The following is a 25,851-nucleotide window of genomic DNA, read 5'->3' on the forward strand; positions in this document are numbered from 1 at the left end:
ACCATGAATGATAAAATCACCCGTGGCCGGCGCAGTAAAATAGACCTGCTACCAGAAGAGATCCGGCGCGAGCTGGATGCAAAACTGCGCGATGGCCGCCTAACCCAGCAAGAAGTGCTCGACTACATTAACGAGCTTATCGAGCAAAGCCAGCTGCCAGAGCATGACAAAGAGCAGCTGAAAATAAGCCGCTCCGGCCTTAACCGTTACAGCACCCAAATGGAAACCATAGGCAAAGACCTGCGCGAACTGCGCGAGGTGTCTAACGCCCTGGTGGCGCAGCTGGGCGATAAACCAACCGGCGACGTTAGCCGGATGATTTTAGAGATTGGCCGCACCCAGCTGTTTAAGGCGATGATGAGCCAGTCCAGCAGTGAAGATATGGACATAGGCATGATTAAAGACGCCATGCTTGCCGCCCAGCGCTTAGAAGCTGCAGCCATGAACACCCACCGGCGTGAAAAAGAAATCCGTCAGATTTTTGCTGCTGAAGTAGCAGAAACCGCCGAGAAGGTCGCCACTCAGCAAGGCCTGACTGCTGAGGGCGTTGCTGCCCTTAAGCGTGAAATATTAGGTATTGCCTGATGAACCAGACCGCAATTGCCCAGGCTGTTGGCCATAACGTCGATGCCTACGTATCTCAAGTGGCGCAATTTGACGCGGCAGAGGTATTGCTGGGTTACCAAAAGCGCTGGGTGGCTGACGACAGCCCGCTGAAAATTGCCGAGAAGTCGCGCCGTACCGGCTTAACCTGGGCAGAGGCAGCAGACGCAGTGTTGTGTGCCAGCCTGCGCCGCGACAATAACGGTTGCAACCACTTCTATGTTGGCAGCAACAAGGAAATGGCCCGCGAGTTTATTGAGGCTGCGGCCATGTGGGCGCGGGTATTTAACAAGGCCGGCTCTGAAATTCAGGAGGAAATCTTTGTCGACGATGGCAAAGAAGGTAAAGAGATCCTGACCTTTGTTATTCACTTTGCCAGCGGCTTTAAAATACAGGCGCTGAGCTCTAACCCTGCCAACCTGCGGGGTATGCAGGGCAACGTTACCATTGACGAAGCGGCATTCCATGAACGGCTTGCCGAGGTGTTAAAAGCTGCTCTGGCTTTAACAATGTGGGGCAGCAAGGTCCGGTTAATCAGCACCCACAACGGTATCGATAACCTGTTTAACCAGCTGATCCAGGACAGCCGCGCCGGCAAAAAACGCTACAGCATTCATACCATAACGTTGGACGATGCCTGCCGCGAGGGGCTATATCAGCGTATCTGCCAAATTCGCAAGAAGCCCTGGAGTCAAGAAGCGGAAGACGAGTGGAAAAATGGCCTGCTAAAAGATACGGCCACTGAAGAAGATGCCCTGGAAGAATACTTCTGTGTGCCAAAGGCCGGCAGCGGTGTCTATCTAAAGCGCGTACTAATTGAGCGCGCCATGGTATCTGACAAAAGCATTCCTATTGTTCGCTTCACCAGTCCTAAAGACTTTGAATTGCTACCAGAATACGCCCGCAAACGTCAGATTGAAGAATGGTGTGAAGACAATTTAAAACCGCTTTTAAGCAGTTTAAACCCACAACACCGCCATGTATTTGGTGAAGACTTTGCCCGTAAAGGCGACTTGTCAGTATTCGTGCCGCTTGAAATTAAACCCGACCTGAGCAAGCGCACGCCGTTTGTACTGGAGCTGGTTAACGCAACCTATGACGCCCAGCGGCAAATCCTGTTTTGTTTACTGTCCGGCCTGCCCCGGTTTACTGCTGCCGCCTTTGACGCTACCGGTAATGGTGGCTACTTGGCCGAAGCCGCCCAGTTACGTTATGGCAGCCAGATGGTCGACACCGTAATGCTTACTGCGGCCTGGTACCGGGAGTGGATGCCGAAACTAAAAGCCGAGTTTGACGATGGCAACATCGAAATACCCCGGCATATGGATATCCTGGACGACCTGACCAAAATTCAGATCCGCAATGGTATACCTCAAATTGAGAAAGGCAGCGGCAAAGGTACTGATGGCCAACAACGCCACGGCGACTTTGCGGTAGCGCTGGCCATGGCCATTCGCGCCAGTTGGATGGACGGCAGCGAAATTGCCTTTACCCCTGTTTACCCGGCCAGTCAGTTCGACGAACGCTACAGCGACAACGACAACCCCACCTTTGAGAGAGGCTGTTTCTAATGATTTACGAGCAAAATGGCACGCGCTTTCGTATCCGCGAAAAGCAGCTAACCACTAAACAAACCCAGGAAGAAACGGCCTATGCTGCCCAGCTGCGCCGGGAGTTCGCCGACCATCCCAGTAGTGGTTTAACCCCGGCCAAACTCGCCAATATTTTACGTGAGGCTGAACAAGGCAACCTGTTGCATCAGTGCTGGCTGGCTGAAGACATGGAAGAGAAGGACGGCCACATAGCGGCCGAACTTTTTAAACGCAAGATGGCAATGAGCACTGTGCCGTTTACCGTTGAGCCACCACGCAACGCCAGCGAGGCAGAGAAAGCCGACGCGGCAAATATCGCTGATATGCTGCGCGATATTGAAGACTGGGAGGACATCATATTTAACCTGGCCGATGGTGTTCACAAAGGCTTTAGCAACATTGAATACGAGTGGCAGCGCTATGGTGGCTTTCAGGTGCCTTGTGGTTTTGAGCACCGGCCTGCTTCCTGGTTCACTCTGGATCAGCATAATCAGGACAAGCTACTGTTACGTAACGGCGCTATGGGTGAAGAGATGCGGCCGCTTAATTGGCTGCAGCATAAACATCCGGCTAAGTCTGGCTATGTTGCCCGGCTTGGCTTAGTTCGTCAGTTAGCCTGGCCATTCATTTTTAAAAATTACTCAGTAAGGGATCTGGCAGAGTTTCTGGAAATATACGGCATTCCTATTCGCGTTGGTAAGTACCCTAGCGGCGCGACTGATCCAGAGAAAAACAGCCTGATGAATGCCGTGCTAAGCGTTGGCCATAACGGTGCTGGCATTATGCCAAAGGGTATGGAGCTGGATTTTCACGAAGCGGCCAAAGGCGGTGGCGAACCGTTTATGACTATGATTGCCTGGTGTGAGCGTATTCAAAGTAAGGTGATCCTGGGGCAAACGCTTAGCGCGGAAGTGGGTAATAGCGGCAGCCAGGCTCTCGGAAATGTGCATGATGGTATTCGCCTGGATATTAGGGACCATGACTTACGCCAGTTAGCCGGCACACTTAACCGTGATCTGATCATGCCTATGCACTTGCTTAATGGCAAAAGCTATACCGGCGACCCAAGGCGCAAACCTCGTATTGTGTTTGATACAACAGAACCGGAAGACCTACGCGCTCTGGCTTATCCTCTGCGTGCCTTTGTTGGCATGGGAATGCAAATTGGTACCAGCTGGCTGCATGAAAAAACAAAGATCCCCCAGCCTAAAGAAGGCGAACCGGTGCTTAAGATTCTCGAGAACGCACCGCAGCTACCGGCACAATTAAAAGGATTTGCAGCCCTTAAAGCGGAAACCGAAGAGCAACCAGATACTGCAGATATGCTGCTTAAACAGCTGCAGAGCAAAGCCAAGCCAGCAGTAGATAAACTGATAAAGCCCATTCAGGACATGGTTGATAATTCCAATAGCCTGGAAGAATTGCTGGACCAGTTGCTAACGCTGGAAGATACCCTGGACGAAACAGAACTGGCCAAAGTTATGGAGCAAGCCTTTGCCGCTGCCGAGATGGCTGGCCGGTTTGATGTGGAGCAAGGCGACTAATGGCCACGGCTGAGTATGGTTCGCTGCCCTTTGATGCAGCTATTGCGTACTTTCGCAAAAAGGTAAACCTGCCAAGCGAGCGTTGGACTGATATCTGGCGGCAGCAACATGATGTTGCCTTTACCGTAGCCGGCGCAATGAAAACCGACTTATTGGCCGATATGCGCGGCGCAGTAGATGCGGCCATTGCCAATGGCAAAAGTTTAACCTGGTTTAAAAGCCAGTTTAAAGACATGGTAAAACGCCATGGCTGGGACCACACTGGCGAAGCTGCCTGGCGCGCCAATGTTATCTACGGTACCAATATGCGCCAGTCGTACAATGCAGGCCGGTACCAGCAGCTGCAGCAGTTTGAGTTCTGGCGTTACAAACACGGCGACAGTCAGTATCCAAGGCTGAACCACTTAAGCAAAGATGGTCTGGTTCTGCCTAAAGCCAGCCCGTTCTGGCAAGTCTGGTTCCCTCAAAACGGCTGGGGCTGCAAATGCAAGGTGTTTGGGGAAACCGCAGCCAGCGTTAAACGCAAAGGGCTAACAGTAAGTGCGGAGCCGGATATCGAATACCGCGACTGGGTAGACAAGAAAACCGGCGAGGTACAACAGGTGCCGGTGGGTATTGATCCGGGTTTTGACTATGCGCCCGGCAGCACGTCACAAGTCACCAAGGTAAAAGCCCAGGTCGCTGCCAAACCTAAACTGGCAGAGCGTTTACCAGAGCGAATTGTGCCAAGTGCGTTTAGTACAATTAAGGGTGTTACCGCTGAGGGCATTGATGGCCTGCTTGTAAAGCTCGACGCGCCCCAGCTGACGGCGCTTAACGATTTTATGAAAGCCAAAGCGACAAAAACTATTTTTGTTAAACAAACCGAAATGAGCAGGGGTAAAAAGTCCGCGGCTCTGGCTGCGCCGATTGCCGAATACCTTGGTGTTGACGAGTTTTATGCACAGATGAAATTTACCAGCCGCTCCCCTGCCCGTGTTGGCGGCTTTACCGCGATGAGCTGGGAGCATATTGTTGTTAAAGCGAAAGCCAATGACAGCCTGAGCAAAGTTGATATGCTTAAAGTGCGTGAAGTTGCCAGCGAGGTTATCCAGGACGCAGCAGGCAATAAAGGCCCGCATATCTTTGGCACTACAGACAACCCGCTTAAACGGCATTGGACAGTGAGCGAGCTGGTAGAGAAACGGCTGGGCGAAAGTGCTAGATTAATTTCTACCTGGTTGCATGAGCTTGGTCACCAGGTGCACTACTATGCGGGGGCACCTGACTACCCAGCGGGTGCCAGCTGGGTAACCTATTACGCGGCCACCAACAAATATGAAAGCTTTGCTGAGGCGTTTACCGCCTGGATGCTGGCACCGAAAGCCTTAAAGCAATGGCAGCCTGAGCTTTATGAACACCTGGAACAGCAAATACAGAAGGCCACTAAGGCCAGGAGTAAAACCCGATGAAGTTACTGCAAAAGGCCCAGGCTTTACTGGCTGGCGAGATAACCGTTGAAACTTTTCGCAACTTGGCCATTCTGGCAAAACAGGCCACAGGTCAAGAACATGACTACATCGCTGACCTGTGGGAAGCCGCTTATGCTGCTGCCAGTGAAGATGTACTTCGCCAGGCTTATGACGAGGAATTGCTGTAATGGCCGGCAGCAATATCAGCATCGATGCGGGCGATGCTAACCCCATAGCTGATGTGTTAGATCAGATAGTCCAGCAAGGGCGGAATCTTAAACCTGCCTTTTCACAAGTTGGTGAATACCTAGTCGAGTCTACCCAGGACAGGTTCCAGTTAGAGCTGGCCCCGGATGGTTCGCTGTGGGACCCGTTGGCACCGGAAACCATCAAACGCAAGAATGGCGATACCCGTATCCTGCGCCAAAGCAGCACCTTGGTAGATACCATTCTGTACGATGCCAGCGACGACATGCTGCTGGTAGGTTCCAACATGGAGTATGCAGCCACCCACCAGTTTGGCCGCGAAGCTGATGGCATAACCGCCCGCGAATGGTTAGGCCTGACTACCGGCCCTTGGGATGATGAAGCCTTTATCCTGGATATTTTGTCAGATCATCTGCTTTCATAAAAGCGTCTCAAATCGCTTGTCAGGCTTTCAAAGATGTTTAAGCTATCTGCGTGTCATTGGAAACCCTTTAAACGATTGTGAAGCGATTTAAAGGTGCTTTGAAGTTGTTTGATGTCAAAAGGAAAGGCTATGGAACTTAGTGATGGATTAATTGGTGTTATTGGAACTTTGGCAGGTACCATAGTAGGCTGGGCTTTGGTCTCACTTACTGAATGGTCGAGGCTGCGTAAAGCATTTAATGTCAAGAAAAAAACAATAACTCTTGAGCTGGAAGATTTGAACGACATATTAAAATCTGCAGAAAAAGCTACTATGACGGAATGTGAAGCCTACGCGAACAATGAATATAGGCTAGTGACTACCCGCCCATCTAACCTCAACATTCCGATTACTGAAAGTTACTACAGAGAAATTTATCATTTACTAACAAAAAATGAACGTGTAAATATTCGAACTTTTCTGGCCAATCTTGACGCCTACAATCACAATTTGGATAACTTCATTGGTTCGAGAAGCGAAAAACGCCCTTTTATAGAGCACCTTCATCTAAGAACAATTGTTCTAATGTATCTACGTGTTCTGATTGAACTCGTATATTTAATTAAAAAACATGGTCTACATCATAAAATAGATCTGAACTCAGGTAACATACTCGAAGCGAAAAATGGAGTTGACGATTATAGAAACAAGCTCGCAAGAATTAGAGATAGGAAAGGGTAAAATTAGCAAAACGCTTTAATCTACAACCGCCACCCTAATCCCCCACAATCAGCCCAGGCTAATCACTTACCTGGGCTGAAATGTTTAAAACTTCCACCACCTCACTTGCTGTACTGACAGCTATTGCACAGGCTAACCAAGGCCTGGGCGTTGCCGTGCTTAGCGAGCAAATAGATACCACCGATGGCTGGGTGCAGCTGTTGCCAGATGGTGACTTCAGCAGCATTGATGGCCGCCCGCATGACGTACCAGGTGGCAAGTGGAAAATGAACGCCGAAATTGCCGAGCGTTTAATCAGCCAGGTGCAGCTGCGTGCAAACGAGTTGCCAATTGATTACGAGCATCAAACCCTTAAAGCGGCTGATAACGGTAAGCCGGCCCCTGCTGCGGGCTGGTTTAAAGAAATGCAGTACCGCGCTGGCAAAGGCCTGTTTGTTAAACCCACCTGGGTGGCCGACGCCAAGCAGCGCATTATCAACCGAGAATACCGATACTTATCTGCTGTATTTCCATACGACAGAAACACCGGCGAACCCCTGGCCATTAACATGGCCGCACTAACCAACTATCCAGGACTGGACGGCATGCAAGCGCTTGCCAGCCTGGCTGCTCAGTTTGGTACCGCTGGTAACGACTCACCCACCACCACCAACCCAAGAGAGAAAGCCATGAATGAGCTGCTTAAAAAGCTGCTTAGTCGGCTGGGCATTGTCATTGACGACGGTACCGAACCAACCGAGCAGAACATCAACGACGCCATAGCGGCCTTAACCGCAATGGACACCGGCAAAGATAAGGTTGCTGCGTTAACCGCAGAAATTGCAGCCTTAAAAGCTGACACCGGCAACATCGACCACAGCAAATACGTGCCGGTTGATGTTTACCACGCGCTGCATGCCGAGCTGGCATCGCTCAAAGCCAACAACGATGTACTCACCGTTGACCAGGTAATTGAGCAGGCTCAGAACGACGGCAAGTTAATTGTGCCGGCAGAGCTGAGCTACCTGAAAAGCCTGGGCAAGCAAAGCCTGGCTGCGCTGAAAGCGTCGCTGGATTCGCGCCCGGTTGTAGCTGCATTAATGGGGAATCAGACAAAGGGAAAGGCCCCCGAAGATGTAACTAAACCCACCGTGGCAGCATTAACAGCTGACCAGAAAACTGTCGCCGACCAGCTGGGTATCAGCTACGACGAAATGGCAAAAGACTTAGGAGCCTAATCACATGGCATTAATTAACAGCGCTGTACTGAACGCCCTGCGGGTGTCGTTCAGCAAAAAGTTTCAGGAAGGCGTTTCCCGCGCCGAGCCGCAAGTTAGCCAAATTGCTACGGTGGTTCAGAGCTCGTCAAAGAGCAATACCTATGGCTGGTTAGGCCAATTCCCTAAGTTCCGGGAATGGATTGGTGACCGTGTTCTGAATTCAATGAAAGAACATGGCTACACCATTACCAACAAAAGCTATGAAACAACAGTTGAAGTTGATCGCGATGACATCCAGGACGACAACATAGGTGTGTATGCGCCGATGATGGATGAAATGGGTTATGCCTCTGCCGTGTTCCCGGACGAACTATGTTTCCCATTGTTAAAAGCTGGCTTTACCACTGAGTGTTATGACGGCCAGTACTACTTTGACACCGACCACCCGGTAAATGCCGAAGTAGATGGTAGCGGCGCAGACACTTCAGTATCGAATGTGATCATTGACGGTGCCTATGTTGGTGAGCCTTGGTTCCTGCTGGATGTGAGCCGCTCGCTTAAACCAATTATTTACCAGGAACGCACCAAGCCGGTGTTTACGGCTATGGACAACCCGAACGACGAAGCGGTGTTTATGCGCAAGATGTTCCGTTATGGCGTTGATGTTCGCGGTAATGCTGGCTTTGGCTTCTGGCAAATGGCTGTTGGCGTCAAGAAAACCCTGGCGTACCAAAGCCTGTGGGATGCCATCAGTTTGATGAAAGGCTTTAAAGCCGATGGTGGCCGCCCGTTAGGCCTGGGTAAAGGCAAGCTGCTGTTGGTCGTGCCATCTAGCATGGAACAGCTTGCGCTGCAGCTTAAAGAACGTGAGCAGATCAGCGACGGCACCACCACCGTTAGCAACGAACTGCGCAATAAGTTCGACGTCCTGGTAGCTGACTTCCTGTAAGCCAGTTTAACCCTAACTTTGCCGCTCTGGAGTAATTAGCCAGGGCGAGCAGGAGAACCCCATGTCAAAAGTATTAGTTATTTATGCGGTGGCAGCTCTGGCCGGTACGTTTCGCCGGGCCGGCACTACCTTTACCACTGAGGGCGTCGCTTTCCCGGAAGGCCATTTCAGCCCCGAGCAGCTTAACGCCATCAATGCAGAAAAACGCTTGTCTGTGCGTGAAGTTGAAGCCAGCGCTGTTCCAGAAACAGTTGATACCCGACTGCTGGAAGCTGCAGCTGCACGTAAAGCGAATGAAAAAGGCCAGGCGCAAAAAGGTGAAGGCAATGCGCCAACAGTTGAAACGCTGGACCAGGCATTCGCCCTGTTAGATCCAAGCAACAGAGACCACTTCACCGGTAACGGTTTGCCGCAACTGGATGCGTTGTCGCGCTTGTTGGCGCGGCCAGTTAAAGCTGCAGAGCGTGATCCGGCTTGGGCTGAGTTTGTTGCCAAGCAAAGCGCTACCAACCAGCAAGGCGCTGAGTAATGCCCTACTGCACTGTTACCGACATGGTAAGCCGTTATGGCCAGCAGGACTTAATCCTGCTGAGCTGGCGCGAAGGTGTTGCAGATAACGAGCTTAACCAGCCTGTTGTTGAGCAAGCCATAGACGACGCCACTGCCGAAATTAACGGCTATATCGCCGGACGTTACGAGCTGCCACTGGCACACGTACCTGATGTTTTGGTACGCCACTGCTGTGACATCGCTCGTTACTTGCTCGGTGGTGACCGGGTGCCGGAATCGGTGCAAAAGCGTTACGACAGCGTCATTAGCTACCTAGTTAAAGTTGGCAAAGGCGAGTTGAGTTTGGGGCTGTCGCAAGGCACCCCCGCTGAGCCCAGCGACACCATTGCCATTATCCAGTCTGATGGCCAGATATTTAACCGCAATAACAGCAAAGGGTTTATCTGATGTTGGACATTGCAGAAGACTATCTGGCCACCGAGCAGCACCTGGAGACAGTGCTGGAAAATGTTGAAGGGTTACGAAAGGTTTACTGCAGCGCCGATATGGCCGAAGTAACCGACAAAACCCAGGTAACCCCATGCGCCCACGTAATCTACATGGGCGACAAGGTACCGGAAAGCGTTCAGGCCGGCAGCCTGATCCACGTAACACAAACATGGTTAGTCGTGCTGGCCGTAAGGCTTAGCCCCGACAGCAGCAAGGAAGCTGGCAAGTTACTGGCCCGCACGCTGCGCGGCATTCAACAAAACAGTTTTGTTCAAGGCATTGGCCCGCTGAACAGAGTAAACGCTCCCGCCAGGCCCCTGTTAAAAAGCGGCTTTGGTTATTACCCCCTGGCTTTTGAAGTCAGGTTCCGAGTCAAATAAAAGGAGATCGCCCATGAGCGGTTTAATGTTATCAGGCAACATCTTTATTGATCGTTTAACCGACACCGGTGTCAGCACTGGTTTAATTGGTCCGATCAACGTCACGCAGCTGGCTATTAATACGCCCAGCAATGAGGCCGTGCGCCTCAGCAAAAAAAAGGCTAGCCATGGCCAGGCACTGGACATTGTTAAATCGGCGCAACCTACCGAAGTGACCATCGCTTTTGATGACCAGCCCGCTGAGTTATTGGCTATGGCATTACTAGGCGACACGTCAGTGATTAACCAGGCCAGCGGCACTGCCACCGATGAAGCCTTAACCCTGCCCGCTAACCAGCGGTGGGTACCGTTGGCCCATAGCAATCTGGCAGCTGAAGGTATTTCCGGTGCGATTGTTGCCCCAGCTGGTGCGCTGAACATTGCTACTGACATTGAAATTAACTATGCAGCTGGTTTAGTTCGTGCCCGTAAAGGCGGTGCTGTTGAAGAAGGCGGCGCGGTTACTCTGACCTACCAATACAATGCGATTAGCGGCATGGCCGTTAAAGGTGGTCTGCGGCCGCAAATCCGTGCCCGCATTATTGGCGACATGAAAAACCTGGCTACAGGGAAAAACGCTAAGTTGGATATTCCGGAAGCATCATTGGCACCCACGAATGCTGTTGACTTTATGGCATCAGAATTCGTTACCACCACACTGGCTGGCAAAATCAAACTGGTGGATGGCAAAGACGCCCCGTTTGAATACCACGATCTGTAAGTAAAGAGCGACCACACAAGTGAGGCCGTCCGGCCTCACTTTTTCAAAGCCCCGGAGCCAGCATGAGCAAGAACCTCGAACTAGCACTTAAAATAGCGGCAACCGTAACAGGCGATAAAGACCTGGCACGGATGGCTGACTCTGTGCGGGACGTAGGTAAAGGCGCTGCCGAGGCTGATCCAAAAACTGACGAGCTGGCTAAGTCACTAAAAAAATTAAGTAACCAGCAAAGCCTGATCCGGCAATTTGAACAAAGCAGTAATGCGCTAGATGCCAATTCGATGGCAGCGTATGCCGCTGCTACTCAGTTAGATAAGCTGCGTTCTGAAGCCCAAGACAGTGGTAAGCCCTTTGTTGAGCTAGCGAAAAATATTGATGTCGCCGAGCAGCAGCTGGAAGAAATGCGCCAGGAGCTGGCCAGCCAGGCAGCGAACCATGACCGGCTGCAGCGTGAACTAAAAGAAACTGGCCTTGACACCCGCAAACTTTCAGATGAAAAACGCCGGGTTCAAAACGAATTTAAACGCGCTTCAACCGATGTTAAAAAGCTCGGTAATGACTATCTGCGTGCCAATGGCCAGCAACGCAACTTCACCCAGGGAGCAAAGGATCTTACCACCCGCCTGGTCGCAGTGGCCGGAACCTATTTTGGTATTAACCGACTTTGGCAAACCCTTACCAGTTTATTTAGTACCGGTAGCAACATTGAAAAACTAGGTGTGCAATTCACTGCCTTAATGGGCAGCATTGCTGGTGGCGAAAAAGCCACTGAATGGGTAAGACAGTTTACCAAAAACACTCCACTGCAATTGGAAGAAGTAAGCCGGCTATTTGTGCGCCTTAAGGCCTTTGGCTTAGATCCGATGAATGGCACTTTGCAAGCTATTACCGACCAGGCATTTAAACTTGGCGGCGGCTTTCAAGAGGCCGAAGGCATCAGCCTGGCGCTTGGCCAAGCCTGGGCTAAACAAAAATTGCAGGGCGAAGAGATCCTGCAGCTGATAGAACGTGGCGTACCAGTGTGGGATTTGTTGGCCCAGGTTACCGGTAAAAATACCCAACAATTACAAAAGTTATCTGAGCAAGGTAAATTAGGTCGGGACGTAATACGCGATTTAATGGAAGAAATCGGCCGCCAGGCAAAAGGATCGGCAGCCGCCAATATGACATTGCTGTCGGGCCTTATCTCTAACGCCAAAGATAACCTGGCTCAATTCTACAACTTGGTAAGCAGCTCAGGTTCAATGGACTGGCTAAAAGACCAACTAACAGAGTTAAATGCACAATTCGAAGAAATGGCCGCTGATGGCCGTCTGCAGGAGTGGGCACAAAATGTCAGTGATGCCATTGTTAGTGCCGGTACTTTTGTCCGAGACACTGCCGGAGCGCTTTACGAGTTCCGCGAGGAAATCGGCTTTGTAGCAAAAGCCTGGCTAGCGTTAAAAGTGGGTTCGTTCCTGGGCAATGTTGTCGACGGTGCAAAGCTCGCTATTATCCAGTTACGCACGTTAACTGGCGTTACCGCTGCCACCAGCGGCGAAATGTCAAAGCTGGCCTTAACTGCCAAAAACGTATTCCGAGCCATCGGCATAGGCCTGCTGGTCGAGGGTGTAATATGGGCCGTTGGTAAACTAGTCGACCTAAAGAACGCCATCTTTGATTTGCAGGCTGCACAAAATGCCCTGGACGAATCCCAGCGGAATTTAGCGACTACCCAACGCCAGCTAGCGGATGAATACACGTCAGTTAGCCGGGCAGTTGGTATGCAAATTACCAGCATTGATCAACTGCTGGAAGCTGAGCGCGCCGGTTTGGTTGTTTACGATGAAAAGCTAAAAGCCTACCGAGCGGTGAAAGATGCAGCCCAAGCGCTGGCAGAGGCTGAGCGCGAGCAAATTGGCCAGCTGCGATTAACCGGCACTGAGGCAGCAGCTGCGGCTGAGCGTATCCTATCAATGGCCGGCGCGCATGAATGGGCTGGCGACACTGCTTCAGGCCTGAACCGGCAGATAACTGCAGTTTTGGAGGTGCTACGCGTATCAGACGGCGAGTACAGCAATCAAATTAACCAGCTGCAACTGTTAGCAGATAAAAATAAGCAGGTAGGTGATGTTTACGAGCAGAAGCAAGTACTGCTGAAAAACACCGCAGAAGCCTACAAGGCCCTTGGCATTACCTCAGCAAAAGCCCTGGAAGAAACTGCCGCTAAAGCACAAGCCGCCTTTGAAATTATTACCGAAGCTAACGAACCACTGGAAATTCAACGCCAGGCGTTTTTAAAATGGGCCGATGCTGCCCTGGCTGCAGCGAAAGCAACCGGCGATACCGTTCCTCAGCAAATCCGGGCACAAGCTGCAGCATTGGGTTTAACGTCTGCACTGGACGATTTAGCCAGCAAGCAAGGCATATCCTTTGAGCTATCTGATAAACAGTCTCAAAGCTTTAACGCCTTAAAGCAAGCGTTCGATAAAACCCGGTTATCAATAGAGTTCTACAAACAGACTATTGAAAGCTCCACCGCCAGCATTGAAGAAAAGCGCCTGGCGACATTGCGTCTACTGGAAGCCGAGCAGCTGCTGCAAGGCCAGGCTGAGGCTTTGCTGCAAGTTGAGCAACTGAAAACCAAAACTTTCTTTGAAGCACAACTGGCACTTGAAGACGCTAAGCTCAAAGCTGAGCAAATTACCCAGGCGTACATGGCTGGCACACTCAGCACCGAGCAATATAATCAGCAGCTGCAACGCCAAATAATGCTGATCCAAATCCTGCAGGGTTTGGTGCCAGATGTTAAAGACGATACCGAGCAACACGGCGATACCCAGCAAAATACTGGTCAACAGGTAGACAGAACTAACCAGTCGATTAAAGAGCAGTCGTCTGCGCTGCAAAGTCTGTCTGAAGATACCGACACAGCTACCAAATACACCAGCCTGTATGCAGGTGCTCAGGAATGGCTGCGTAAGCAATTCGATTTTTCATCCTCCAGCAGCCAGGACTTAGCCAAGCGTTACGACGAACTAACCGGCTTTATCAATCAGAACCGCCGGGCCCATAACGAATGGTGGCGCGAACTTGCCCGCTCCAGCAACGCTGCCTTTACCCGCGAGCAGCAGTTCATTAGCGAAACCCTGAAAGTAAGAGAGTACACCGCCCAACTGGAAAGCAGTGCTGCAACTATGCAGGACGTGAACCGCATCAGCATGCTGTTAAGTTCGCAATTCCAGCAGCTTGGCGACAATGAACTGGCCCCGTTACGTAACGCCATTACTGATGCAGAGCGCCGCATCCTGTCAATGCGCGATAGCTTAGAGGGTACTGTTAACAGCCTGCGTGACGAGCTGGACCGCCTGAACAATGACCAGGCAGCCATTGAGCAGCGCCAATATCAACAGCAGCTGGCTGAGCTGCAGGCAAAATTAAAAGAAGCTCAGGCCACTGGCGACAAGCAAGCCGTTGCCACTGCCCAGGAAGCGCTGCGCCTGGCCAAAGAGATTTACGCCATCAAGACCGCCCAGTTTAAAGAAGAGCAAGCCACTCAGGCAGCGACAGGCAATGGCCAGCAACAATCAAGCTCTCCAACCGGGCGCACAGCAGCTCGCCAGCAAGTGCCCGCCCCGGTACCTGCTACAACCGGCACAAGTGCTACAAGCGGTGTTAGAACAGTGCGTTTGGAAGTGGCGCTACCAGGCAAAACTTACCAGGCAACGATGGAAGGTAACGAAGCCGCAAGCCTGATGCGGCATTTAGAGCGTGAAGCGAGTACATCACTATGATGATTGACACTATAAATGTGCCAGATATGCCCTGGACAAACGAATACACCTGGTCCAGTTGGGTAGCCACCACACAGTATGCCGGCAGTGGCGCGCTGCTGGTAGAACCGGCGCAGAAACAAGCTGGCCGGCCCATTGTGCTGCAAGAAGACTTACTTACCCGCGAAGTAGTAAACCAGCTACTGGCCCACAGCGAAGCCACGCCTGGAAGCTTTGATATCACTCTGGGTGATACTCGCACCTTTACCGTGATGTGGGATTACAGCGCGGCGCCCGTTACTGCAACACCGCTCCTGGATGAAGTGGACCCGGACAATAACAGCCTTTTAATGGCCGTTACCTTACGTTTTATAACTGTTTAAAAGGTATTTAAATGCTACGCACCGACCTGAAAATTTTTGAAAGTGAGCGGATGACCCAGCAGCCGGATGCCGGTGGCCAGCGCACAGCCAATGAGGTTATCAATGGCAAGCTAAACAACGTGTTTGGCAATATTAGTGATATCGGCCACGCCCAATCAGCAGTAGATATTGTAGTAGTTTACCCGGCAGTATCCACTCCCGACACAGCCCTGCTGCAAGATGGCCACATTCTGATTAATGAGCCTCCGCTGGATGGGTTGGTGGATGTGATGATTGTTGAGTCTGAGACGATCAATGACGGCAGTACGCGGGCAGAAATAATCAACGCGATTGAAAGCAGCGTCGTGCCTAGTCTGACCCTACGCCGTGGCCTTTCTGAAATGATAGCCGGCCAGGACCAGCTCAATGCATTGGATTTGACCCAAGCCGCCGCAGACGGCGGCGAGCAGCCAACTATTACCTTGCGCGTAGGTGGTATTTACGTGATCAGCGTTGAATACACTGGCGACGAATCAGGCGATTGGCCTCGCTTTCAGCACTTTGTAAAAATCATATCTATTGACTCGGTTTCAATCCGTTTTGAGCCACCATTGCCATTTCCTGCACCAGGACGTAGCCGTTTGGTTAATGGCCAGAACCGCTGCACGGTATTGCGCGACATTACCACTGGCGCGGGGGTGACTTATCATGGTGTTACCCAGTTGACCGATGCTGCAGCTGGCACCACGTTGCAAGTAGAAAACACAGTCGGTAGGGTTACTCCCCGCATAACAGAGGCTGTTGAAGTTGCCGAAAACATCCCGTTTGCTCGCTCAGAAACTGGTACCATCCGCAATTTAATAGAAGTACCGGCCATAGGGGCGGCCTATAGCATACCCATTCCTGACTTTATACAGCTGCCTAACTCTGCAGCGTTTATTGTAAGTTATGTTTGGGGAGGTGCCAGTTGGAGCCTTACTTATACCAATGCAGTCATTAATGGCGACAATGTAGAGTTTGCATTGCCACGGATACCCGACGAAGGCACTAAAGTACAGCTAAAGTACTACAGCTCCGAGCGTTACGTAGTTTACAACTATCCGGGCGACATGCCTGCTGGTTATACATTGCTGCAACGAAGCATTAGGGGCAGCGTATTACGCAGCTCAGGTAATCGCCATTCACTTATCCAGGATAATACAGATCTAACCCGTTTCAGTATTTGGATAAACACTACAACAACTAACTTATTTGAACTTGCTGTTATCATTGATCCAATTGACGGCACGCCAACCTACTATAACGGTCATAGTACGCTGGAGTACGTCGCAGTGCTCGAAAGCGACACTGCATCAGGTGAGTCGTCAACGTCAGCAGAATTCGTAATGCCTTTTAACGAAGTTTTGCTAGACACATTTTATATGTCAGTAGAGTTAGTGGATGGAGGACTGCTATCTGCAAGTGCTGATGTCAATGGCGACATAAGCGGGGTAAATGTTACTGGTACCATAAGTGGCAGTGTTGTCTCACTGACATTTGCCGAGCCGGTAAAACTCAGCACACTGCAATACAACATCAGTGAACTGGTAGAGTTAGTGCCACCGGCAGAACTGTATGGCATAAACCCCTTGCGCCTACCCAACGGCGGAAAAGTCCAACTCTATCGGCCATTTGGCGTTATCTGCGTGGCCAGTAACATTTATCAGGACGCTGCCAGCCTGCCAGCGGCCCAGGTAATCAATGCCAGGCCAAACAGCTTTATCGACATAGTAGACAGCACAGGTGCTAGCTTGTGGCACCCCTTAAACACACACTATGAATATGATAAAGATACCGGCGAAATCACCATTATTGATACCAGTGCTTTCACGCCCCCGTTTGAAATTAGCGACATCTTAAGCGAATTGGCGTTGGTAACAGGTGTAGAGTCAAACAAGTTAAAAATAGCCACAGCACTGCAAGGTGCTTTTCCTGCCGGCAGTATCGTCAGTAGCGTTTACCAGCTGGGTGATTTGCAGGCGCGGGTAACCAATATTTTTGACCAAACAACATGGAATGGTGTTTGGTCAGACACTATCCAGGGTGACCCGGCACCGGCTAATTACAACGCTGTGGCATTTCCGATTGAGGTCACAAACGAGTCAGCGATTAACGAACGCTGGGCCTTTATATTTACCTCAGCAACTGCGTTTCGCTGCATCGGTGAACGAGTCGGACAAGTTGGTACTGGAGATGTTGAAACAGACTTCGCGCCGATTAATCCCGCAACCGGCATGCCCTACTTTATTATTCGCTGGCAAGGATGGGGGGGTGGCTGGCAGCCAGGCAATGTATTTCGCGATAAGACAATTGCGGCTTCACCACCAACGGTGCTACTGCGCTCAGTGTCCGCTGGCCATAGCGCTATCGAACAAGACAGTATCCGTTTGCACTTCCGTGGCAATGCAGAGTAATTAGGGGGTTAATCATGTCTGATCCAGTAGTTTATAAATCAACAGATGTAGGTGCCCCAACGCTCGACAGAACTGCCGGTAGCTGGGTAAATGTTTTGCGTAAAGTGCTGGTTGATGGTTACGGTAGTAAGTCTGCTGCGGGCTGGTCGATGTCAACTATCAGCGCTAACCAACAAAATGCGATTTTCAAGCCCAATGTACTGGGTGGATGGCTATATTTGGTTTATGACGACCACCGCAATACTCATGTGACTGATAAAATGGCATTGATGGCTGCCATAGACAGTTACACCGATGTCGAGACATACGCGAGCCCGCTTACGTACAGCAGCTGGATAAGCCGTATACCCGAAAATGCCGGGAGCAATCAAGGTTTGATAAAACCTGAATCCGGCAAGTGGTGCATAATTGCGAACGACAAAACAGCATATATTTTTACCGACAGATTAAATAACTCAGATCTAAATTATAACGTTGCAGCGCATGTTATTGGCTCAGTAAGTAACTTAGGCGCTGTGGCTAGACAGGTATTAATGGGTGCAAATCCCTATCATATTACTGGCGCTGCATGCCAGCTGGGTTACCTCGATGCAGACGGATTTTGCTTAGTGGGCACTCGGATGCCAATCAGCGAATCCGCAGCAGGTGGAATCGCTTATCTAAATGGTGTTGATGCTGTCAAAAAATCTGTGTTTGCTCTGGGCCCCGGCGTCTTCAACGATGGCTACTATGCACAGTTCCCTATTTGCCGTTCAAATGGTCGTCCTGAATGTATGTTGCCTGGTTTATTGACTTGCCTTTACAAACAATCTGCCGCACCTGAGCTGTTCTCAGAAGATGTTGCAACGGGCGGGTATTTGCTGGCATATCCTTTTGCCGTAGCGAAGGCTGGGTGGTTGTTATGAACGATGTGCACTATCCATATGTAGTATCTTTGCTCCATTTTGACACTGACCCTATCGTTGATCAACGCAGTTTAGGATGGGCTAAGCAAGGGCCTGTAAATCTGACGACAATTAATGCTTTATTTGGCTCATCAATGAGTTTGGGCACAAATAAATCTCTGCTGGGTAATAGTGTTTATTTAGCCTTAGCGCCGGACAGTATTTGGACAGTGGAACTATTCGTTAGACCCAATAGCCTTTCGTTTAGTAAAAATGGCCTGTTTTTCAATGGTGACCCTGGTAGCAACAACAGCCGGTACCAGCTCGAAGCGAATAGCGATGGCTCTGTCGGTTTATACATCCAGCAAGGTGGTGGTACGGGCTCGGTTGTAGCATTATCGCCCCCAGGGGCGCTACAAATCGGACAGTGGAACCATGTGGCTGTTTGTCGGAACGGTCAGCAGTACACACTTTGGATAAATGGCCAACCGTCAGGTTCAGGTTTATATTCAGTAATAGTGTCAGCAGATAATAATTTTTATTTGGGACTGACACGTTCTGCCGGGACACAATGGTACTTTGATGGCTTGGTAGACGAATTCCGACTAACTAAAGGCATTGAGCGTTATAAAACCGCATTTACCCCCGCTACTGAGCCGTTTCCTAATCAGCGGCCACCTTATGAAATTTCTATAGCCCAAACTTTTGGCCGGTCTGTTGAGTTAGCTTGTTATACGATTTACGGCAATTTAGATAACGTTGATGACACGCCAGCTGCTGCGTGCAGAGTGCATTTACTCGCTGAGGATAGACTCACCTACAAAAGCTCAACAATGACAGATGCGCTCGGTCAGTTTCATTTTTTCGCGCCTGATTTTGGTGTGAAAAAATATTCTGTTATTTGCTACGACAAAACAGGCTTAAACAGAGCTGTAATCGGCAATGACGTTACCGCTGAGCTTGTATGATACAGCTAAAGTTCACAGGCACATTTAACCCATCATTACCCCTGGCCCTAAAGTTTGGCGATGAAGTTATTGTGCCACCCGTCCCGTTACGGGAACCCAACTTGATAATGTCAGTTTGTGCTCGGCATACGGCGCGTGGCAGCCAAATCAATGCAGTAAAATCTAAATGGAATTCAGGTGGTGATCTAACAGGTGCCCGGCAGGCAAAGTGGTTGGCAGAACGTGCAACAACAAAGTCATTTTCAACTGTATGGGCAGCGCCAGCAGCTACCGAGGCACTGATTGCAAACTCATGGGCTACGCTGCCTGTCGTTTCGCAGTTTAATTGTGTAGCGTGGTCAGCTACCGCGCTGCAGCAGAAAATTTCAAAAGCCAATTGGACGACCCCGGCTATTCATGATCGTCAGACTTTGCTGTTATGGACAACTGCACCGCTGCAGCAGCAACATAGTCAAGTTATATGGCAACATGCTGCTATAACATCGCTGGCAATGGACCTGCTTTACAACAGCGGTGGCGACATAATTACAAGCGTGCATTTACCATTCGGGCCTCGCCCACCATCATACATTTGCAGTCAGAAATGGAGGCCTCAGCGAAGCCCGCTTAAGCTTAAATTTTCAGAGCCAGCCGCCCCGACGGTTGGAGCAATAACACTCAAATTCAGCAATCACCTTAACCCTATTGTTTGCGAACTCGACATAGGTGGCGGACTCATACCGCCACTGCCAGATTTACCAACTATCGACACTACCAAGCCTATTACGCCACCAAGGCGCAGGAGCTACATTATGCAGCCAGAATTACGCTGCTATCGCGTTAGCGATAACACTGAAATCAATATTGTGAGCGCCAACTGGAGCATATCGCGCAGCCAATGGGGTGCCACCATCAGCTTGCAGTGCGGTAGCAAAGGTGACAAGGATCTGCTGTTCGCTGACGGTATCGAGCAGGAATTTAAACTGGTTATAAACGGCTTTGAATTCTACGGCCTGGCTGAATCTTTTAATTACTCAGGCGCATTTGGCTCTAACAGCTACACCGTGGTGGCCCGCAGCAGCTCGGCCATACTGGCCAGCCCGCACGCACCCGCACGCTCTTACTCCAACCCTATCGCAAAGGGTGTTGCTGCATTAGTTAGTGACGAGCTAATTGGTACCGGGTGGGACTACGAGTTTGAAATGTCCCAGTTCAACGTGCCTGCAGGCATATTCTCATACGTCAATAAGACCCCAATTGAAGCCATCGCCCAAATTGCCGCAGCCATTGGCGGCATGGTCTATCCAGACGGTGAAACCAAGACCCTGCATATTCGGCCCCAGTGGCCAGTCACACCTTGGGCCATGCCGACAGCAACACCCGATGTTGCCGTGCATGACGATGTGATCCAGGCACTAAGTAGCAGCCCTGCCAGCACTCCACTGTATAACGCAGTGTTTGTCCGTGGTGAACAGCAGGGCCAGTCTGCAAAAGTACGGCGTACCGGCACTGCAGGTGACAAAGTAGCTGCCGATGTAGTTGATCCTTTGATGGTCGATAGCCTGGCACTGCGCCAACGAGGAACTGCAGAACTAGCCAACTCAGGCCGCAAAGATGCATTGCAGTTAAACCTGGTGATAATGGACTTGCTACCGCCTCTGATACCAGGACAAGTGCTTGGCATTACATGGCAAACTGAAACCTATAAAGCGCTGGTCGACAGCATTGCCATAACAGCGCAGACCGGCCCAAACGGTACGTTGACTGTTAGGCAGAATGTAGGAGTACTACGCAGCTATGAGTAACAGCTACCGCCGCTTGCGTTCGCTAACGCAAAACCAACCCCGCACAGTGGCCACCGTAACCAGTCACAACCCGGATGGCACCAGCACAGTTCAGTTAATGGGCGGGGCATTTATCACAGTACTTGGCCAAGACGTTGAAGTGGCCAGCAAAGCATATATAGAAGGAGGTTTAATTGTCGGCCAGGCTGCAGACCTGCCGTATAGTGAAATTGAGGTTTAAAACAACTTAATTGTATAAGAAATAGACTAAATGCTTAGATATCAGTTTTTTGTAAGGGATTAATCGGTACTAGTCAGTAGTTTACTAATAGATTATCTGGTAATTAATACACAACTTAATTGGAGTTAAACATGGTTAAACGCAGTTTTCTAACATTAGCTTTGCTGGCCTGTTTTATGGTCAACTTTAACGTAAATGCAAGCGAGGTTTGCGAGCAAATTACCGACCCGGTAGCAAAGCTTTCGTGCTTGGTGCTTGCTCCGGCTCCCTCGCCTCAGCCGCAACCTATGGGCCCAGGATCAGGTGGTACTGGTGGTAACGATGAGCCACCGCCGGAACCCAAAAAGTTAACCGAGTAGTTTAAAAGCCAAAGTAGTTGAAAGGTATTTTAATGGATAACATTGCAGCTTTTTTGCTGGATACAATTTGGATCGTATCATTCTGCCTGGCGATGATTTACAACATCGCCAGGCGTGCAGATCTAAAGCCTCTTATATGGTTGGCCGCGATACTGGCAGCAGTGTACGCGCTGAATCATTCTGTAACTGCTTACTTGTTTGATGGTAAGTCTTTCAGGGAGCACATGACGTTCCAGTATGTACTTTGGGGCAGTGCATGCACCCTGATTGTCATAGCAGCTATAGCGTATCGCTACCTTACAAACACCCGGCTTTACTGGGTCACGTATGTTGTATTTGCTGTGCTTGCCGTAGACATATTAGGCAATGCACTTATGCACATTGACCAAAATATAATGGGGTTAAACGACTGGGGTGATCCTAATGTGCTTTGGAGTAAGGACCGTTGGTGGTTGTGGTATTGGTACTCAGCCCAAAGCAATGTTAACAACGCAATAATACTGGCAGTACTGTTTTTACCGGTAGGAATGGAAAGTGGTGTAATGAAGCAATCAGCTAACATTAAAAGAGTGTTTAAAAGCCTGTTTAACGGTTTTAATTTCTTCTGGTTTATTGGCGGTTTAAACGCTGCATACAACCGTATCGATGTGATCCAGGACATGATAGACGCCATGCCAGAAAGCGAACGGCCACAGGCTCTGTCATTTCTTGCATCCGCTAAAGAGCTGCTGTATCGCCAAGATGAAACAGGAATCGACCACCTTAGTGGGGCTAACCTTCTGCTCGATGCAGCTGCCCATGTTGCCCTGCACCACCCAGCAGCGCAGCCAACCCATTCATTATCAGCCGTAACAGCAAAGGGCAGGTAATGCCTGCCCTTTGTTTCTCAAACTACCCTGCGATTTAACGCCCGGCTCAATTCTCAAACTACCCTGCGCAAATTCTCAAACTAATCGCGCGGCTACAATGAAAAAGGCCCATGCAGTTGCATGGGCCTTTTTCATTTAATTGGCGGAGAGAGAGGGATTCGAACCCTCGTTAGGGGTTAACCTAAACACACTTTCCAGGCGTGCGCCTTCAGCCACTCAGCCATCTCTCCGGAACTTGCGTTGCAAGCGCGGCTATACTAGGGAAATTCCCTGCGCGCTGCAACTGTTATATCTGTAACTGGATTTTTATGGCTGCTTTTTAAGCAGCCGGTAGTTCGTTTGCCTTCGGTTTATGTTTAAGCGTTGCCTTTTACCTGCATTTTTAAATCGCGGGCGAAGTTCAGCATCCGGTTTAATGGCACCAAGGCTTTTTCGCGCAGTATGCTATCTACAAAGATCTCATGGCCGGTGGTATCGGTTAACGCCGCCTCAATCGCTTTTAAGCCGTTCATTGCCATCCAGGGGCAGTGAGCGCAGCTGCGACAGGTAGCGCCGTTACCGCCGGTTGGCGCTTCAATAAAGGTGCGATCCGGCATCTGTTGCTGCATTTTATAAAAAATGCCTTTGTCGGTCGCGACAATAAAGGTGCTGTTCGGCAGGGTCTGGCTGGCTTTAATCAGCTGACTGGTGGAGCCTACCGCGTCGGCCAGCTGTACTACGCTGTCCGGTGACTCGGGGTGCACCAGTACTGCGGCTTCCGGGTACTGTTTTTTCAGTTCAACTAACGCATTGGCTTTAAACTCGTCGTGGACAATACAGGCAGCGTCCCATAGCAGCATATCGGCGCCGGTTTGCTTCTGAACATAAGCGCCCAGGTGCTTATCGGGGCCCCACAGAATTTTTTTACCCTGGCTATCGAGGTAATCGACCACGTCCAGCGCGATAGATGAGGTTACCACCCAGTCGGCGCGGGCTTTAACCGCGGCAGAAGTATTGGCATAGACCACGACAACCCGATCAGGGTGAGCATCACAAAAAGCCGAGAAGGGTTCTGCCGGGCAGCCTAAATCGAGCGAACAGGTCGCTTCCAGTGTCGGCATTAATACCGTTTTATTCGGCGTCAGGATTTTCGCGGTTTCGCCCATAAACTTCACACCGGCAACAATTAACGTTTCTGCCGGATGTTCATTACCAAAACGGGCCATTTCCAGGGAGTCTGACACACAACCACCGGTTTCTTCGGCCAGCGCCTGAATTTCCGGATCGGTATAGTAATGCGCGACCAATACCGCATTTTTTTGCTGCAGTAACGTTTTAATCCGGCTTTTATATGCCAGCTTTTCATCTGCAGACAACGGTACAGGCTTTCTTGGAAACCTGAAATCCTGCTCACTAAAATACAGCGACTGCGTCATAATACCTGCCAGATTGCATAAAATGGCGCATATTATACATCGGTCAGATTGGCATTAACAGTATTTAACGGTGCGGTGTTTGGTGGGTCATGATGGATTCGAACCATCGACCAACGGATTAAAAGTCCGCTGCTCTACCAGCTGAGCTAATGACCCAAACAGGAGAAACGTAAAGTGGTGGGTCATGATGGATTCGAACCATCGACCAACGGATTAAAAGTCCGCTGCTCTACCAGCTGAGCTAATGACCCAAACAGGATAAACGCGAAGTGGTGGGTCATGATGGATTCGAACCATCGACCAACGGATTAAAAGTCCGCTGCTCTACCAGCTGAGCTAATGACCCACTTCGGTATACTTGTTTGCGCGGTTTGGTGGGTCATGATGGATTCGAACCATCGACCAACGGATTAAAAGTCCGCTGCTCTACCAGCTGAGCTAATGACCCTAACCGCGGACGCATATCTTACTGATTTACGGCGCTAGTGCAACCGAAAAATGCTAAAAAGGCCCCCTTCCCGGCCTGACTGCACAAAAAGCCAGCGATATGAAACAACAAAGCCAACCTGTCGGTTGGCTTGTCTGGCTTATTTAAGGGCGTCTATTCGCTCCTGCGCTAACCGCGCAGAGGTTGCAGCCCCATGTTCACCAGTGAGCTGTCGGTAAAACCGCAAGGCGGCATCTTTATTATTTTCCCGCTCAGCAACCTGGCCCAGCTTTAATAAAGCATCCGGAACCTTGCTGGAATCCGGGAAATTGGTAACCACCCGTTCAAAATGGGTTTTTGCTTTTGCCAGATCATTGTTATTAAACAAAAGCTGGCCCAGCCAGTAATGGGCATTTGGCGCATAGCCAGAATTTGGGTAATTTTGCAAAAAGGCTTCAAATTCAGGGATAGCGGCGTCGTAGCGTCGATCCTTCAGTACCATATTCACGGCTTTATCGTAAGCATCGTTTTCTGACATATTGGAAGAATATGAAACGGTTGGCACGTTATTCTGGTTAGCGGAAACCGGCGGCTGAGCAGCAGTACTGCTTTGCAATGCCCCTACCCTGCGATCAATTTCCTGATATAAATCACGTTGACGTTGCAGCATTTCGTCCAGCTGATAGGTATGGGTTTCAGTAACCCCCCGTAACTGACTGACTTCATCCAGCAATAAATTCAATTGCTGCTGCATCCGGATTTGACCCTGGGCCCGGGCTTCAACCACCCGCTCCAAAGTTGCCAGACGTTGCTCCAGCGTACCTGCGCCGGGAGTGGCCAGTTGCTGGTTTGGCGTGTTAATTCTGCCCAGCTCAGTAACTGGTGCCGGGTTAGCCCAGGCACCAGTACTCACTAAGGACAGAGCAACCCACAGTGTTTTATTTACTGTCATGATCACTCTTTATCGTTGTTATTTATTAGTATACTAACACCGCACGACGGTTTTTAGCGAAACCGGTTTCAGTACGTGATCTGTCAACTGGCTTTTCTTCACCGTAGCTTACGGTAGATAACTGGCCGGCAGACACACCCAGGTTTTGTAAATAAGATACTACGGCCTGAGCACGACGCTCACCTAAAGCGATATTGTACTCTGGGGTACCACGCTCGTCTGAATGACCTTCAACAGTCACGCGGACGCTTGGATTAGCACGTAAAAATGCAGCATGCGCTTCCAGCACTTCAACGAACTCAGGACGAACCGTTGCCCGATCGAAATCGAAATAAATGGTGTTTTCCTGGCGTAATGCTTCCAGTTTCTGACGCATTTGCTCAGCTGGGCTTACTACAGGTTCTGCAGTTTCAACCTGTACCGTTTCGGTGACCTGCTGCTCTGCTTGCGAGGTGCTAGCGTCGTCAGCAGATGTTGATGACGTTGAGCTACAGGCGGCTAATGTCATCACAGGTACTGCGACTAATAAAGCCTTTAACACTTTGTTTAAGTTCATTTTGTTGTCCTTAGTAAGTTAA

Annotated in this window: 24 protein-coding genes and 5 tRNA genes; 21 read left to right on the forward strand and 8 right to left on the reverse strand. The window is 50.2% G+C overall.

Translation table 11 applies throughout. The features are described 5' to 3' along the window. Nucleotides 1-3 precede the first annotated feature (3 nt). From R3187_RS01585 to R3187_RS01685, 21 genes are all read left to right on the forward strand, one after another. Nucleotides 4-585, forward strand: coding sequence for a DUF3486 family protein (locus R3187_RS01585; protein WP_318964945.1), 582 nt, complete (start codon nucleotides 4-6; stop codon nucleotides 583-585). After that, nucleotides 585-2,174, forward strand: coding sequence for a terminase large subunit domain-containing protein (locus R3187_RS01590; protein WP_318964946.1), 1,590 nt, complete (start codon nucleotides 585-587; stop codon nucleotides 2,172-2,174). Before R3187_RS01585 ends, R3187_RS01590 begins: the two co-directional genes overlap by 1 nt. Then, on the forward strand, nucleotides 2,174-3,739 hold the full coding sequence (locus R3187_RS01595) for a DUF935 domain-containing protein (RefSeq protein ID WP_318964947.1): 1,566 nt from the start codon (nucleotides 2,174-2,176) through the stop codon (nucleotides 3,737-3,739). Before R3187_RS01590 ends, R3187_RS01595 begins: the two co-directional genes overlap by 1 nt. Continuing rightward, on the forward strand, nucleotides 3,739-5,190 hold the full coding sequence (locus R3187_RS01600) for a phage minor head protein (protein WP_318964948.1): 1,452 nt from the start codon (nucleotides 3,739-3,741) through the stop codon (nucleotides 5,188-5,190). The genes R3187_RS01595 and R3187_RS01600 overlap by 1 nt, the downstream gene beginning before the upstream one ends. Then, entirely contained in the window at nucleotides 5,187-5,378 is a 192-nt protein-coding gene (locus tag R3187_RS01605; RefSeq protein WP_318964949.1) for a hypothetical protein, read from the forward strand. Before R3187_RS01600 ends, R3187_RS01605 begins: the two co-directional genes overlap by 4 nt. Then, nucleotides 5,378-5,821 (forward strand): phage virion morphogenesis protein, encoded by a 444-nt coding sequence (locus tag R3187_RS01610; protein ID WP_318964950.1) that lies wholly within the window; start codon nucleotides 5,378-5,380, stop codon nucleotides 5,819-5,821. Before R3187_RS01605 ends, R3187_RS01610 begins: the two co-directional genes overlap by 1 nt. A gap of 129 nt (nucleotides 5,822-5,950) precedes the next feature. After that, the gene (locus R3187_RS01615; RefSeq protein ID WP_318964951.1) at nucleotides 5,951-6,541 is read left to right on the forward strand and encodes a hypothetical protein; all 591 of its coding nucleotides are present in this window, start codon (nucleotides 5,951-5,953) and stop codon (nucleotides 6,539-6,541) included. An 80-nt stretch (nucleotides 6,542-6,621) separates the two neighbouring features. After that, a complete protein-coding gene (locus tag R3187_RS01620) occupies nucleotides 6,622-7,758 on the forward strand; it encodes a phage protease (protein ID WP_318964952.1) in 1,137 nt (378 codons plus the stop codon). Nucleotides 7,759-7,762: 4 nt separating this feature from the next. Continuing rightward, a complete protein-coding gene (locus R3187_RS01625) occupies nucleotides 7,763-8,689 on the forward strand; it encodes a Mu-like prophage major head subunit gpT family protein (protein ID WP_318964953.1) in 927 nt (308 codons plus the stop codon). Nucleotides 8,690-8,750: 61 nt separating this feature from the next. Next, nucleotides 8,751-9,218: an HI1506-related protein gene (locus R3187_RS01630; RefSeq protein WP_318964954.1), complete on the forward strand. Its 468-nt coding sequence runs from the start codon at nucleotides 8,751-8,753 to the stop codon at nucleotides 9,216-9,218. Beyond that, entirely contained in the window at nucleotides 9,218-9,646 is a 429-nt protein-coding gene (locus tag R3187_RS01635; RefSeq protein ID WP_318964955.1) for a DUF1320 domain-containing protein, read from the forward strand. Before R3187_RS01630 ends, R3187_RS01635 begins: the two co-directional genes overlap by 1 nt. Then, the gene (locus tag R3187_RS01640) at nucleotides 9,646-10,068 is read left to right on the forward strand and encodes a hypothetical protein (RefSeq protein WP_318964956.1); all 423 of its coding nucleotides are present in this window, start codon (nucleotides 9,646-9,648) and stop codon (nucleotides 10,066-10,068) included. The genes R3187_RS01635 and R3187_RS01640 overlap by 1 nt, the downstream gene beginning before the upstream one ends. 13 nt (nucleotides 10,069-10,081) lie before the next feature. After that, a complete protein-coding gene (locus tag R3187_RS01645) occupies nucleotides 10,082-10,828 on the forward strand; it encodes a hypothetical protein (protein WP_318964957.1) in 747 nt (248 codons plus the stop codon). A 62-nt stretch (nucleotides 10,829-10,890) separates the two neighbouring features. Beyond that, on the forward strand, nucleotides 10,891-14,601 hold the full coding sequence (locus R3187_RS01650; RefSeq protein WP_318964958.1) for a tape measure protein: 3,711 nt from the start codon (nucleotides 10,891-10,893) through the stop codon (nucleotides 14,599-14,601). Continuing rightward, nucleotides 14,598-14,963, forward strand: coding sequence for a hypothetical protein (locus R3187_RS01655; RefSeq protein WP_318964959.1), 366 nt, complete (start codon nucleotides 14,598-14,600; stop codon nucleotides 14,961-14,963). Before R3187_RS01650 ends, R3187_RS01655 begins: the two co-directional genes overlap by 4 nt. A gap of 11 nt (nucleotides 14,964-14,974) precedes the next feature. Next, nucleotides 14,975-17,395 (forward strand): hypothetical protein, encoded by a 2,421-nt coding sequence (locus tag R3187_RS01660; RefSeq protein ID WP_318964960.1) that lies wholly within the window; start codon nucleotides 14,975-14,977, stop codon nucleotides 17,393-17,395. 14 nt (nucleotides 17,396-17,409) lie between these two features. Continuing rightward, a complete protein-coding gene (locus R3187_RS01665; protein WP_318964961.1) occupies nucleotides 17,410-18,300 on the forward strand; it encodes a hypothetical protein in 891 nt (296 codons plus the stop codon). Continuing rightward, nucleotides 18,297-19,247, forward strand: a complete 951-nt coding sequence (locus R3187_RS01670) for a LamG domain-containing protein (protein WP_318964962.1) — start codon at nucleotides 18,297-18,299, stop codon at nucleotides 19,245-19,247. The genes R3187_RS01665 and R3187_RS01670 overlap by 4 nt, the downstream gene beginning before the upstream one ends. 791 nt (nucleotides 19,248-20,038) lie before the next feature. Beyond that, nucleotides 20,039-21,031 (forward strand): hypothetical protein, encoded by a 993-nt coding sequence (locus R3187_RS01675; RefSeq protein ID WP_318964963.1) that lies wholly within the window; start codon nucleotides 20,039-20,041, stop codon nucleotides 21,029-21,031. Then, nucleotides 21,024-21,251 (forward strand): hypothetical protein, encoded by a 228-nt coding sequence (locus tag R3187_RS01680; protein WP_318964964.1) that lies wholly within the window; start codon nucleotides 21,024-21,026, stop codon nucleotides 21,249-21,251. The genes R3187_RS01675 and R3187_RS01680 overlap by 8 nt, the downstream gene beginning before the upstream one ends. Before the next feature lie 391 nt (nucleotides 21,252-21,642). After that, complete coding sequence (locus tag R3187_RS01685) at nucleotides 21,643-22,479, forward strand: hypothetical protein (RefSeq protein ID WP_318964965.1); 837 nt, start codon at nucleotides 21,643-21,645, stop codon at nucleotides 22,477-22,479. 140 nt (nucleotides 22,480-22,619) lie between these two features. Here the strand turns inward: R3187_RS01685 and R3187_RS01690 are convergent. The 8 genes from R3187_RS01690 to pal all read right to left on the reverse strand — a co-directional run bounded on the left by R3187_RS01690 (nucleotide 22,620) and on the right by pal (nucleotide 25,829). Next, nucleotides 22,620-22,709 (reverse strand) — tRNA-Ser (locus R3187_RS01690). Nucleotides 22,710-22,835: 126 nt separating this feature from the next. After that, nucleotides 22,836-23,894 carry a quinolinate synthase NadA gene (gene nadA / locus R3187_RS01695; protein ID WP_318964966.1) on the reverse strand — a complete coding sequence of 353 codons (1,059 nt, stop codon included), beginning with the start codon at nucleotides 23,892-23,894 and terminating at the stop codon, nucleotides 22,836-22,838. Nucleotides 23,895-23,974: 80 nt separating this feature from the next. Further along, a tRNA-Lys gene (locus R3187_RS01700) sits at nucleotides 23,975-24,050 on the reverse strand. Nucleotides 24,051-24,069: 19 nt separating this feature from the next. Next, a tRNA-Lys gene (locus R3187_RS01705) sits at nucleotides 24,070-24,145 on the reverse strand. Nucleotides 24,146-24,164: 19 nt separating this feature from the next. Continuing rightward, nucleotides 24,165-24,240, reverse strand: a tRNA-Lys gene (locus tag R3187_RS01710). Nucleotides 24,241-24,266: 26 nt separating this feature from the next. Next, nucleotides 24,267-24,342, reverse strand: a tRNA-Lys gene (locus tag R3187_RS01715). 139 nt (nucleotides 24,343-24,481) lie between these two features. Next, on the reverse strand, nucleotides 24,482-25,273 hold the full coding sequence (gene ybgF, locus R3187_RS01720; protein ID WP_318964967.1) for a tol-pal system protein YbgF: 792 nt from the start codon (nucleotides 25,271-25,273) through the stop codon (nucleotides 24,482-24,484). Nucleotides 25,274-25,298: 25 nt separating this feature from the next. Continuing rightward, on the reverse strand, nucleotides 25,299-25,829 hold the full coding sequence (pal, locus tag R3187_RS01725; protein ID WP_318964968.1) for a peptidoglycan-associated lipoprotein Pal: 531 nt from the start codon (nucleotides 25,827-25,829) through the stop codon (nucleotides 25,299-25,301). Nucleotides 25,830-25,851 lie beyond the last annotated feature (22 nt).

Origin of the sequence: Arsukibacterium sp., from assembly GCF_033721375.1 — a bacterium.
Lineage (GTDB): Bacteria > Pseudomonadota > Gammaproteobacteria > Enterobacterales > Alteromonadaceae > Alishewanella.